The sequence below is a fragment of the Neobacillus sp. NPDC058068 genome, assembly GCF_042885335.1.
In the GTDB taxonomy this organism is placed as follows: Bacteria; Bacillota; Bacilli; order Bacillales; family Cytobacillaceae; genus Neobacillus.
Window position 1 is genome coordinate 65,421 of sequence record NZ_JBHVSI010000001.1, and the last position, 11,803, is coordinate 77,223.

Consider the following 11,803-nt stretch of genomic DNA (forward strand, 5'->3'; position numbering starts at 1 on the left):
ACGTTTAAATTTTATAATTGAATCCTTTTCTGTTCAATAATCAAAAATGAAAGATGTGTTGGTTATGGAACACCTTTTATAAATGTGTTGGATAAAATGAAGGAGGAAAATAGCTTGCGAGATAGTAATACGGATTTACGAATCATTCGGACAAAAGAATCAATCCGAGATGCACTAGTGGAATTAATCGATGAAAAAGGTTTCGAAGCAATCAAGGTTAAAGACATAACAACCAGAGCAAAGATTAATCGAGGAACATTTTATGCACACTATCAAGACAAATTTGATTTAATGACAAAATGTGAAGACGAAATTATGCTTGAAATGTCCAGAATTGCAAAACAGAACTTTCCAGGTGTTGTTGCCGCATTTGAAACTAACTCACCGACAGCAACACCATTTCCCCTTGCAGTTTTAATATTTGAGTATCTTAATGAAAAAAGTGGTTTTATGAAAGCTGTGTTAGGTCCAAAAGGAGATTTATCATTTCAAACAAGATTGAAAGATTTTATATGGAAAACAATGTTTGGAAATGATCCAGACGCACTTGTTAAGGAGCAAAATTTACTTGTTCCAGGGCAATATTTAGCTTCTTACATAGCATCTGCACATATAGGAGTAATTCAAAAATGGTTAGATAGTGGCAGGAAAGAATCTCCCCAAGAAATGGCTCGTATTCTATCCACCATTACAATTAATGGTCCCTTATTTGCTGCTGGTTTGAAAAAATAAATCCTTCAAAGAGAAGGAATAGTACGAATAACAGGTACTGTCCCTTTATTATTTATATGCTTTTTAATCTAAAAGAGTCCAATAAGCATTGTTCCTATTTCGGTGCTTGACCCCCAGTAAGTTAAAGCGTTAACGCAGTGGGGCCATTGCACCGATTTTCTGCTTGCTTCCGAAAATATTCATAGGAATTAGATAGAGGGAAGCTTGGTTTCAAACGGAAATATGTAGGGTGTTAGTATAGTTTGTAGTTGTAACTAAAAAAGTGCCAGGTACTCCCCAGGAAATTAATAGTGCCTGGCAATTTTTATTGAAGGACGCAGTTATACTAGAATGGTTAGCTAGTTGGTATAAGGAGTCTTGATAAACACGAGCTAGATTGCTTAGAAAAAATATTATAATTTAGGTGAAATACACAAAGAAAAGAGAGTCTGGACAATAAAATGCCGACTCTCTTTTTTGATGCCCCTGCCAAGGAATTTTATTTTACCATAAATCGTTTGTTTAGTGAAAAATTTTTTATTGGCCTCGAAAATCGTCTTGGCAGTATTATCTCTCCAAAAATCTGATCAATAGTTTGTACCTCATCTAGTGTTAATACAACATCAAATGTTCTTTGGTGTTTCTTTCTTAAGTAAGATAACTGCTCCTCTTTTTTCGTTTCGAGACAGACCATAAGAGCAAGAATGAGGACGAAATGGAGTCGGTTACTTGTTAAAATGAATCCAATAAATAGTTGGAGGAGAAAAAATGAACAAGATTCAGGAATTTAATAAGTTGCATTCTTCAAAGGAACTATTATTCTTAGGAAATGCCCACGATTTGCTGTCCGCCCTTACTCTTGAAAAGGCAGGATTCAAAGCCATTGGTACAACCAGTTGGGGGATTGCAAATTCACTAGGATTTGCAGATGGAGAATTAATTGATTTTGACAGACATTTAGGAATCATTAAAACCATTACAGCGAATGTGAAAATTCCTGTATCCGCTGATATTGAGGCTGGATATAGTGAGGATATTGATGGAATTATTCATAATGTTTTAAGAACTGCAGATGTTGGGGTAGCAGGAATCAATATTGAAGATTCAATGAAAAAATCAAATGGTCTAAGAGAGATTACACAGCATTGTAAACTTTTGAAGGAACTTAGAGTAGCTTTAGATCAACATGGTTTTGAAGATTTTTATATTAATGCAAGAACAGATACCTATCTTCAAAAGGAATATCCTTTAATGGAAACACTAGAACGAGCAAAGGCGTATGTTGACAGTGGGGCTAGCGGTGTTTTTGTTCCGGGTTTGAAGAAGGATGATGAGATTAAAGAAATCGCAATGAATGTTAATGCTCCACTGAACGTATTATCTTTACCGGAACTAACAAACTGTAATAAACTTGAGGCATTAGGGGTGAAACGTTTTAGTTTTGGGAATGCGCTATCAGATAAAGTGATTGCATATTTAGAAAAGAATATTGATGACTTAGTAAAACTCATGGATACTATCCATTTGTATAGGAATTAGCATTGGTGCGGAAAGGAAAGTGGAATAACATGGTGCCGAATGTCAATCTTTCATTTGAAGAGATGTGGGAAAAAATCATTGCTTGTGACCGCACATATGATGGACTATTTTTTACAGCCGTAAAAACAACTAAAATATATTGCCGTCCTTCCTGCAAATCAAGAAAGCCTAAAAAGAGGAATGTAGAATTTTACCATGATATCAATGAAGTAGAAAAAGCTGGTTTTCGCGCTTGCAAAAGATGTCAACCAGAAGTTGAGCAATCTCCACATATTGAGATTGTCAGAAATACGATTACATTTCTGATCAATAATTATAAGCAAAATTTGTTGTTAAAGGATATAGCCGATCAAATTGGTTTGAGTCCCTTTTATCTGGAGCGCATATTTAAACAAGAAACCGCTGAGACTCCGCGCACCTATTTAGAAAAAATACGTGTTGATAAGGCAGCACACCTCCTTAAATGCACAGACAAGACAAACCTAGAAATTTGTTATGAGGTGGGATTCCAAAGCACATCCAATTTTTATAAATTGTTTCGAAGGTTGAAAAACTGTTCGCCTAGTCAATACCGAAAGGAACTCCAAAATGAAATACATTGATCATGAATTTTATTTGGAGATTTACCCTCCTAAAGAATTAAATTTTTAAAGAATGTTTAATTTTTTTGGGCAGGTTCAATCAAGAAGTGCTTCTTTAAATTAAAGAGGTATGCTACCTTTTATCTTTGGAGGTCGTTTTATGACAAAAGTATATAAATTAGATTATGAATCGCCAATTGGCATGATAGAAATAAGCGGCACCTATGAAGGTATCCGCTCTATTCTATTTTCTGACGAAAATGAAAAGGTGAATTTTTTACAGCCTGATACCCCTCCGGTATTAGCAGAATGCTATAACCAACTTGATGAATATTTTAAGGGCCAGCGGCAAGAATTTACATTCCCCTACCAATTTGAAGGGACTGACTTTCAAAAAACAGTGTGGAACGCTCTAACAAAAATCCATTATGCTAAAACGGGATCTTATAAGGATATCGCTGTTTCTATCGGAAATGAAAAGGCAATCAGAGCAGTAGGAAGTGCAAATGGGAAAAATAAGTTAAGCATTGTGATTCCTTGTCACAGAGTCATCGGTTCAAATGGGAAATTAACCGGTTATGCAGGTGGTTTATGGAGGAAGGAATGGCTGCTTCAACACGAGAGGACTTTTAAAAAGGAACATGTCATAAATAAAGATTAAGAATTTTAGATACCTCATTTAGTACCGTATCACAAGTGATAGCAAAGCGGGTATCTGGTGCCTGACCTCCAGCGTAATTGAAGAAGTAAAAATCTTAACTAAAGAGTAGTTATTACAGACTAAATGAGCGCTCGGTACCTTCAAGTAAATTGAATGGTGCCAGGCGCTTTTTTGATTTAGGAACCAAGTGTGTTATAGAAGAGCATTTCATAAGGGTGTACGGCAAACTCCCAGGAGAAAAGGGGGGAACAACTTCCATATTTCGAATTGTGCTTTTTTCAATAGCATTTTTCAAACTTCTGTTTATTCCAGAGGCTCGGTGGTTGCTACTGCCCATGGAAGAATCATGGAAGAGGCGACAAACGTTATGATTCAGTTTGGTGGGGTACAGGTTCGACCAGGTGATGTTGTTATAGCAGATCGGACTTGTGTAGTAATAGTTCCTTGGGAATGTGTGGATGATGTTCTTGCTAAGGCGGAAATGCTATACGAGAAGGAAGAAGCTATGATTGCCGACTTACGTGCCGGACTTTCTTCAAAGGAAGTTGACACGAAATACAGCTATGAAAAAATGTTGAAATATTAGATAGAGGTTCGGAATTAAGCAGGGGTTTTGAGTCCAAATAAGTGAAAAAAAGTCGCTTCAAAATAAAACAAAATCACTTTTATTTCAAGGCAACCCAGGACTCATGATTATTGAATTCGTAAAGCAGAATGATGCAGTCTTAGTTGTAAAGGGAAGCAGAGGATAAGTGGACTGAAGGAACTATTCTTGGAAAGTGTCAGCCATTATGTTGTTCAAAAGGGACCATGCCCAGTTTTAATTGTAAAATATTTCATTATAAAATGCTTTTAAGGATTAGCAATTATTGATTAATAGAAAGGGGAGCAAAAGTTATCTTTTGCTCCCCTCTTCTGAATACGATTTTTAAATTATAAGTAATAATAGGCCGGTTAGGAGTCAACTTTTAAAAAGCAAAAATACCTATAAATGATCAGGAGTAATTGGTCTTGGTATGATTAAGGAGATAGCTCTAATTCCAACCAAAGACAGTAACGAGCATTTTCCCATATGCATTTCTAGAGAAACTAGTGCTTACTTTTCAACCAGCTAACGACTCCGTAAAAAAGAAGCAGTAACACCCCCATCTCAATAGCATGGTCGGCCAAGTTAAGGATTCCGCCAGAGCGAATGATAAAATCTGTCACCTGCCCAAACAAAACTCGATCAATGCCATTTCCAATTGCTCCTCCGACAAGGAATCCTAAACTACTATCAATGAGAACACCCTTCATTTCTCCGGTTCTGCGAAAATAATAAACACTTATCACGAACAGCACAGCCACAATTCCGAAGAACCGTGCATAACCTTGAAATATACCACCTGCCATCCCGCTATTTTCGATATGTGTGAGTTGAATTCCCCACAATGTAAATGTTTCATTGATGTCAATATAGGCCCGAATTAGATATTTAGAAAGCTGGTCCATCACAATAACAAGAATTGCAAACACATAAAATAGCATATATAGACCTACTTTCTTGCTGGATCATTTGCATCCTAATCATCAGTATAATGGAAAGCTTAATCCTATTCTATTATGAAGCTCTTATAGGTATATTCGATGTTGTAAGTAGAACTGTTGCGAAGTAGCAAGGGTACAATCAAGATTGAGAACGGATCATTAAATTAGATGGATTTAATACTATTTTTATTTGACCACGGAATTAGATTGTCATTAAATCGTCACATGTTTTATGAAATCATCATGTCCATTTTCTCCTTTTGAAAGTTACTTGAAGTTTACTACACTCATTGTATAAAGACTAATTGATTTGGAAGATATAGTTGAATTAGATAGGGGGTTTCGGCAAGATAATAAAGTAACAGTGTATTAGGAAATTGAATGAAAAATTTGAAAATAAAAAAATGTGGGAATTTTATGGTAAAATATACACAGGAGATAAATGTTAATAATTGTAGTTATCACGTTTTTAGACTGGTATTAAATAAGTTGAAAAATAGAGTTATTGATATAGTAGTAATAATAAACTCAGAAAGAAATGCCAAGTTAATGCTGAATGATGTAGCTGAGAAGTTTGGATTATTAACTAGTACTTTAGAGTATAAAGAAAAAATACAAGGCGGGGAATTACCATGAAATTAGTCCTTAGCAGGAAAGGTTTTGATTCCGGTAGTGGAGGGTGTTTCTCTCCATATAATTACGACACAGGAAAATACATTTGGTTTCCAATACCAGAAAAGGTAAATAGTTATTCAAATCATATTCGATATACGGATATACTTGTAAAAAATGAATATATTTGCAGTTTAAAAGGTTGTAATCTAAGTGAGGTTTATAACAATTTAAAAGGAACGGACCGTGTAAAGTTAAGGGAAAATGAGTACGCTTCCATAAACGATGATGAATTATTTGCTCACTTCGATCCAATGTTAGGAATACCTCCATGGATAGAGGATAATGAAAACTGTAAGATTGGTAAGGGGTTTGGCCAATTTAATGCAGCACCTCATTTAGGAAAGCACGATGTAAATGAAGGATCAATCTTTTTATTTTTTGGTGGTTTTCAATCGACTTCAAATAAAAAAATATCCGGCCATTATATTTATGGCTGGTTAAAAGTAAAGAAGAGAATAGAAACTTTTAAGGAATGTAAAGAAATACTTAAAGAATACAACCTGCATCATCATCCCCACATCACAGAAGCAGCTTTTGCAAGAAACCAGAAAAACTTCATTTTTGTACCCGACCAATGGTTATTTGAGGATTTAAAAATCCCAGGCTGCGGTTACTTTACAACGCTTAACAATCATCTATTGCTATCCAACAGTAAAGAATCGAACATAGCTACCTGGAAACTACCAAACCTTTTTTATAAAAATCTTACACAAGTTCATCAAAAGACATGGCAAAATACACTGGATGGATTTTGTACTGTGAAAACAGGGATTGGGCAAGAGTTCGTTACCCAACTGTCAGAAAAAGGAGAAGAATGGCTGAGGGAGCTATTCTTGAAAAACCAAAATAATATTTATCGTCATGAAACGGTTGTTTCAAATAGAAAAGTCGATATTTTGGACTTTAAAGAATATTTATCACAGAAACATATACTCAAAAAAGGAGAAAGAAAATTAAAGCCTATATCTGTAGAACAATATATTAATAGACTAGAAAACATGCGTCGCCTAGGTATATATAAAGAAGAAAAACAAATTGATTCTATTTTGGTTGGGAAAATCCAAGGACAATATAAAGATTGGAAAACATATGTGAAGACGATTGAGCATTATTTATCTTCAAAATACAATTAATCGTTTAAAAACCAGAAAAACTTATTTGTTGTGGGGAGAAAAATGGGGAGATTCTTAGTTCCATCACATAATTCTAGTGCCTGACCCCCGAGGAATTAAAATATTACATCGCTGGGGATCAGGCACATTTTTCCGACCTTAATATTTTATTCTAACCCTGAAAAAACATTGGAGCAACTCTGGATGAAGCTAGAAGCAATGGAAATCAGCCTAATTAATCAACAAAAGGCCTCACCTGAAGAAATTCCAACAAGAATGGTAAAAAAGGAAATCACTCTGAAGAAAGCAAAAAGAGAACCATTACGAGAGAAATCGTCAGCATTCAACTCAACTTCAAAGGTAGATAGTGTGATTAACTTTAATACTAATGGGAAAAAAGCTAGTTCAGAACAAATTGCGCTTTTCTCCCCAGAATTAGAAGGCTTTCATGAACAAATGGATATAATTGATTTGATTGAAAAAACCCCTGACAGTCTATATAGTTATCTGACCTCAAAAACTATGAGGTGAATGACAAACGGCCTAAGGGCGGGAGTCTGTGGATAGTTGGCGGGGCGGAACTTAAGCCGTTAATTAATGAGCTTAGACAAAAGGGGATTACTTTTCAATTTACAGCGAAAGGAAGTCGTGCAACAAAACATAAACCAGGTTGGTTTACAAATAATAATGGATAGTAAAATTGGCTTTCTATCACTTGATAGAAAGCCTTATTTTGATAAAAAAACCTCAAGGGAACACTCTGTGGATAATCAACACTCGTGTAACAAACTATTACTAAACAAGAGGTTAAGTTTAGTTTGAAATAGCACGATGGAAAACTTTGTAACTATGTCGGTTTAAGTTATTAATTAAAAAATTGCTTTCTAAATTCCTTTGGGGTTAATCCATAATTTTTATGAAACATTTTAGTGAAGTATTTTGGGTCATTATAGCCAACTTGCTGACTAATTTCATAGAATTTTAAGTTAGGGTTTTTTAGTAATTGACATGCTTTTTCCATTCTTATACGAGTTAGGAAATTTAAAAATGATTCACCAGTGGTCGATTTAAAGATCTGCCCAAAGTAATGCTCAGTAAGATGGGCACGCTTAGATACATCTTTTAATGATATCGGGTTCATATAATTGGCATTGATGAAGGATTTGCCACTTAGCACTAGTCTTTCATGGTAGGTAGCCGACTTTTCTTCAGTTGGCGATAAAACTTGTAGTGACATTTCTGATTCTTTCAGAATTTTATCAATAACGCCAAAAAGCTCATTTGTATCAATTGGTTTTAATATGTAACCTTTTGCATTATATTTTAGAGCATTATGGGCATAGGTGAATTCTTCATACCCACTCATAATGACTACCTGAATCTGGGGGGATTGTTCGTAGATATGTTTAGTTAATTCTATCCCGTCCATATGCGGCATTCGAATATCAGTAAGGACAATGTCTATTTTCTCGTTTTCCATCCAATATAATGCTTCATTACCGTTCTCAGCAGTTCCGATAACGTCAATATTTCGTTCATTCCATTCATCCATTGACATTAAACTACTGGAAATTAACCAATCATCATCAACAATTAACATTTTTTTCATTGTCATCACACACCTCTTTTGGGATTTTAATGGTGACAGTTGTACCTTTGTTTATTTTGCTTTCTATACTAATACCAAATGTTTCTCCGTAATGTGATAGAATTCTAGTTTGAACGTTGTATAACCCAATTTTTTTCCTATACTTTGATAAATCCTCCGATTTATTTTTCAAACGATCCCGAATTTGTTCGAGCTGCTCTGGATTTATTCCTTTCCCATTATCCTTAACGGTAAAGACAATGAAATCATCTAAAAGTTTTCCTTCAATATTTACCTGTCCTGCAGTCCTTAAAGGGTCGATTCCATGTATTATAGCATTCTCGACAATTGGTTGGAGGATCAACTTTACTGTTAGGCAATCCTTAATTTCTTCATCAAGTAAAATTGAATATTCAAGTGGATCTCTCATTCTGACTTTTTGAATTTCTAAATAACTTTCTATGTACATAACCTCTTGATTAATTGGAATTTTTTCCTCAAAAGAGCTGATGCTTAATCGTAATAATCGGCCTAATAATACGATTAAATGGCTGATTTCATATTCCTTTTTTATACGTGCCAATGAGTTAATTGATTCAAGTGTATTGTAAAGGAAATGTGGATTAATTTGGAGCTGTAGTGCCGTAATTTCCGCCGCTTTTTTTAATTTCTCCTCTTTGGATACGGATTTAATTAATTTATTTATCTGCACAATCATTTCATTAAACCCTCGTCCAAGTTCGCCAATTTCATCCTTGGATTTAACATTGAATTTTTGATCGAGGTTACCATTTTTTACATTTATCATAACTTGCTGCAATTTCTTAATCGGACGGGATAATCTGTGTGAAATAACCATTGCTGCTAATATACAAACTATTACACTAGTAATGGTAATTAACCATGCAATTAATTTTATCTCATTAACCGGTTTATAAAACTTATCCACTTCAAAATATTCTGCTACATACCACTTGATCTTCGGATTATATTGTTTAAATAGCAGGTATTTCATATTAGCAGTTGTATTAATTGTAGAGCCGGTCTTTTGATTTTGAATGGAATCAAACGAAATATGCGATGACCTGTCTGGTGATAATACAAAACTATATTTGCTATAAATAAATGTTCCAGAGGAGTTGGCGGAATCAAGTTCATTATTTAATATGTTTTGGAGTAATTCGGGTTTAAAATCGATAACAATATATCCGTAGCTTCTAAGTTTTTTATCCCAAACCTTTTGAACATAGGAATATACCTTTTGGCCTTTATAATGGTTTGAATACTCCCGTGTATGGAGATTTGTAATGAGCGGGTTCAGATTATTTCCCTTAATATCTTGTAACCATGAAAGTTTATTAAAGTTATCTTTTGTAAAATTCAAATTGAGAGAATAACCGTAATTGTAAACGAAGCCATTATTGCTAATAATCGTAATTCCAACAGTTTCTGGGCGGATAGTTTGGATGCTTTCCATTAACACATCAAGGTTTAAATAGAACTGAGGGTGTAAAGTGGGATCTTGATTTTCTAGAAATTGCGAAAATACATTACTGCCCTTCATACCAGATTGCATTCTTTCTAGATCAAATAAAAAAGTATTAAGTGCGTTCATTTTCTGACTTAAGATGTAATTTGCATGGTACTCTAATTTTTCAAAAAGATTTTGTGAATATTTATCATATGTAATCCAACCGACCAATGATAGTGGAATAACTGAAATGAGTACAAATGAAAGAAGAAGTTTAAAGAAGATTGAGTTTGCAAATCTCATTTATTATCTATTCCCCTCGTTTTACAAGTTTGCACCATGAATTATGGTAATCCATGAAATGTCCCCTTTTTCCTACTATTTACCCCGTTGTTATATTCTTTGCAATATTTATAATTATCAGTAAGTTGATTTTATTTTAAGAATATCGAAGGGGGGAGCAAAAGTAAATTACTTTTTATATGAACTAGTAGTTTTCTGCTAAAAATTCCTTGAAGAAAATGAACAGGGGGGTCATGAAGTGAAAAATTATCGTCGTTATTTTGCATTGGCGTTAACATTATTAATGGTCTTAACAATGATTGCCGGATGTCAGTCCCCAACAGCTAGTTCCAGCGGAAAGAAATCAAATAAAAATGAAGGAAGTAAAAGTGAAAGTGCAAAGGGTGAGAAAGATAAAACACTTGATCTATATATTCCTAATTTTTATAACGATGTAGAAAAACAACAATGGGCAATGGTTGTCGATAAATTTAAAGAACTTAATCCTGGTGTAAATGTAAATGTAGCAAATGGTGATGTCCAGGTAGAATCTGGAAAGTTACCAACTCTCCTGCAATCAGGCGTTGAGCCACCTGATGCTATTCTAATGAATGCTGGCCCTGGACGAGTTTCTGTATTATCCGATGTGAAATTAATTCAACCCTTAAATAAATTGTATGAACAAAACAACTGGAAAAATCAATTACGCCCATTCGCTTATGACCTTATCTCTGGCGAGGAAAACATCTATGAATTGCCACATATGATTGATGCTATCGGATTTTTCTATAATAAAGAGATTTTTGAACAAAATGGAATTAAGGTTCCGACTACCAAAGAGGAATTTTTGAAAGCGCTTCAAAAGTTAAAGGATGCAGGTGTTTCACCGATTACCGTAGGTGCACGGAATGGGTACGCTATTGGATGGCTATTTGGTGTCATGTTAGAGTCTGTTGCAGGTACTGAAAAGGTTGAAGATCTTCTGTATGGAAATGGAAACTGGAATGACCCAGAGGTAGTAAAAGTAGCCGAAATGATGGCTGATTGGGTGAAAAAGGGATACATTACCAAAGAATCTGTAACCCAAACGCAGGCAGATTCAAAGTTTAGATTTTTAAGTAAAAAAGCTGCAATGGAGGCTGAGGGAACGTATTTAATTACCGATATTGTGGATCAAAAATTACAAACCAGTGTGAATTCGTTTATGATGCCTTCCTTTATTGATGGTAAGACAGCCAAACCTGTTGGGGGTATTGGTTTGACATGGGTAATTCCAACTAAAGCTAAAGATGTGGATTTAGCAGAAAAATGGTTTAATTTTATCATCTCAAAAGAATACAGCGATATCGTTTTAAATTTGCCAGATTACAATTTTGTACCTGCCTCAAAAGCATCGGTTGGGACGGAGCCAGCAGGAGAGGTGTTAAAATCCTCCATGAAAGATATTGAGAATGGATCAGGTTACAATCCTAGTGTTTTTATTGGGGTTGAAGCGAAGGAAGCCTACTATCAAAACTTACAAGGTTTAGTGGGCGGTTTAACAACACCTAAGGATGCGATGAATAATATTGAAGCCGCTGCTGAAAAAGACCGTGCCGCAGGATTTAAATTAAACAAGAAATAAGAAAAATTGAGGCTTAGATTATTTGGAAGATA

The 11,803-nt window shown here is 34.8% G+C and carries 13 protein-coding genes and 1 pseudogene; 11 read left to right on the plus strand and 3 right to left on the minus strand.

Annotated features, from left to right (window positions below; all coding sequences use genetic code 11):
• The first annotated feature begins 114 nt into the window (after positions 1-114).
• From ACFVSW_RS00370 to ACFVSW_RS00400, 7 genes and pseudogenes are all read left to right on the plus strand, one after another.
• Complete coding sequence (locus ACFVSW_RS00370) at positions 115-732, plus strand: TetR/AcrR family transcriptional regulator (RefSeq protein ID WP_387310984.1); 618 nt, start codon at positions 115-117, stop codon at positions 730-732.
• A gap of 150 nt (positions 733-882) precedes the next feature.
• Positions 883-968, plus strand: a pseudogene (locus ACFVSW_RS00375) (DNA alkylation repair protein); the annotation flags it as partial.
• Between the two features lie 511 nt (positions 969-1,479).
• The gene (locus ACFVSW_RS00380; protein ID WP_387310986.1) at positions 1,480-2,250 is read left to right on the plus strand and encodes an isocitrate lyase/PEP mutase family protein; all 771 of its coding nucleotides are present in this window, start codon (positions 1,480-1,482) and stop codon (positions 2,248-2,250) included.
• Between the two features lie 29 nt (positions 2,251-2,279).
• Positions 2,280-2,852: a bifunctional transcriptional activator/DNA repair enzyme AdaA gene (locus ACFVSW_RS00385; protein WP_387310988.1), complete on the plus strand. Its 573-nt coding sequence runs from the start codon at positions 2,280-2,282 to the stop codon at positions 2,850-2,852.
• A gap of 139 nt (positions 2,853-2,991) precedes the next feature.
• Entirely contained in the window at positions 2,992-3,492 is a 501-nt protein-coding gene (locus ACFVSW_RS00390; protein WP_387310990.1) for a methylated-DNA--[protein]-cysteine S-methyltransferase, read from the plus strand.
• Between the two features lie 187 nt (positions 3,493-3,679).
• A complete protein-coding gene (locus tag ACFVSW_RS00395; RefSeq protein WP_387310992.1) occupies positions 3,680-4,078 on the plus strand; it encodes an RraA family protein in 399 nt (132 codons plus the stop codon).
• 186 nt (positions 4,079-4,264) lie between these two features.
• On the plus strand, positions 4,265-4,348 hold the full coding sequence (locus ACFVSW_RS00400; protein ID WP_387311641.1) for a hypothetical protein: 84 nt from the start codon (positions 4,265-4,267) through the stop codon (positions 4,346-4,348).
• Between the two features lie 233 nt (positions 4,349-4,581).
• On the opposite strand, the gene lspA is transcribed toward ACFVSW_RS00400, so the two are convergent.
• Entirely contained in the window at positions 4,582-5,019 is a 438-nt protein-coding gene (lspA, locus tag ACFVSW_RS00405; RefSeq protein WP_387310994.1) for a signal peptidase II, read from the minus strand.
• 381 nt (positions 5,020-5,400) lie between these two features.
• Between lspA and ACFVSW_RS00410 the strand changes: the two genes are divergently transcribed.
• The 3 genes from ACFVSW_RS00410 (at position 5,401) to ACFVSW_RS00420 (ending at position 7,337) form a co-directional block, all read left to right on the plus strand.
• On the plus strand, positions 5,401-5,655 hold the full coding sequence (locus ACFVSW_RS00410) for a hypothetical protein (RefSeq protein WP_387310996.1): 255 nt from the start codon (positions 5,401-5,403) through the stop codon (positions 5,653-5,655).
• A complete protein-coding gene (locus ACFVSW_RS00415) occupies positions 5,652-6,827 on the plus strand; it encodes an Nmad3 family putative nucleotide modification protein (protein WP_387310998.1) in 1,176 nt (391 codons plus the stop codon). The genes ACFVSW_RS00410 and ACFVSW_RS00415 overlap by 4 nt, the downstream gene beginning before the upstream one ends.
• A 183-nt stretch (positions 6,828-7,010) precedes the next feature.
• The gene (locus ACFVSW_RS00420) at positions 7,011-7,337 is read left to right on the plus strand and encodes a hypothetical protein (protein ID WP_387311000.1); all 327 of its coding nucleotides are present in this window, start codon (positions 7,011-7,013) and stop codon (positions 7,335-7,337) included.
• Between the two features lie 334 nt (positions 7,338-7,671).
• On the opposite strand, the gene ACFVSW_RS00425 is transcribed toward ACFVSW_RS00420, so the two are convergent.
• Both ACFVSW_RS00425 and ACFVSW_RS00430 read right to left on the minus strand, forming a co-directional pair.
• Positions 7,672-8,415, minus strand: coding sequence for a response regulator transcription factor (locus tag ACFVSW_RS00425; protein ID WP_387311002.1), 744 nt, complete (start codon positions 8,413-8,415; stop codon positions 7,672-7,674).
• Positions 8,393-10,168 (minus strand): sensor histidine kinase, encoded by a 1,776-nt coding sequence (locus ACFVSW_RS00430; protein ID WP_387311004.1) that lies wholly within the window; start codon positions 10,166-10,168, stop codon positions 8,393-8,395. The genes ACFVSW_RS00425 and ACFVSW_RS00430 overlap by 23 nt, the downstream gene beginning before the upstream one ends.
• Positions 10,169-10,406: 238 nt before the next feature.
• Here ACFVSW_RS00430 and ACFVSW_RS00435 point away from each other — a divergent pair, with 238 nt between their 5' ends.
• Entirely contained in the window at positions 10,407-11,771 is a 1,365-nt protein-coding gene (locus ACFVSW_RS00435) for an ABC transporter substrate-binding protein (protein ID WP_387311006.1), read from the plus strand.
• Positions 11,772-11,803: the final 32 nt, after the last annotated feature.

Coding starts and splice junctions, on each gene's coding strand:
- ACFVSW_RS00380 (WP_387310986.1), top strand. CDS start 1,480: ATGAACAAGATTCAGGAATTTAATAAGTTGCATTCTTCAAAGGAACTA.
- ACFVSW_RS00385 (WP_387310988.1), top strand. CDS start 2,280: ATGGTGCCGAATGTCAATCTTTCATTTGAAGAGATGTGGGAAAAAATC.
- ACFVSW_RS00390 (WP_387310990.1), top strand. CDS start 2,992: ATGACAAAAGTATATAAATTAGATTATGAATCGCCAATTGGCATGATA.
- lspA (WP_387310994.1), bottom strand. CDS start 5,019: ATGCTATTTTATGTGTTTGCAATTCTTGTTATTGTGATGGACCAGCTT.
- ACFVSW_RS00410 (WP_387310996.1), top strand. CDS start 5,401: ATGAAAAATTTGAAAATAAAAAAATGTGGGAATTTTATGGTAAAATAT.
- ACFVSW_RS00415 (WP_387310998.1), top strand. CDS start 5,652: ATGAAATTAGTCCTTAGCAGGAAAGGTTTTGATTCCGGTAGTGGAGGG.
- ACFVSW_RS00420 (WP_387311000.1), top strand. CDS start 7,011: ATGAAGCTAGAAGCAATGGAAATCAGCCTAATTAATCAACAAAAGGCC.
- ACFVSW_RS00425 (WP_387311002.1), bottom strand. CDS start 8,415: ATGAAAAAAATGTTAATTGTTGATGATGATTGGTTAATTTCCAGTAGT.
- ACFVSW_RS00430 (WP_387311004.1), bottom strand. CDS start 10,168: ATGAGATTTGCAAACTCAATCTTCTTTAAACTTCTTCTTTCATTTGTA.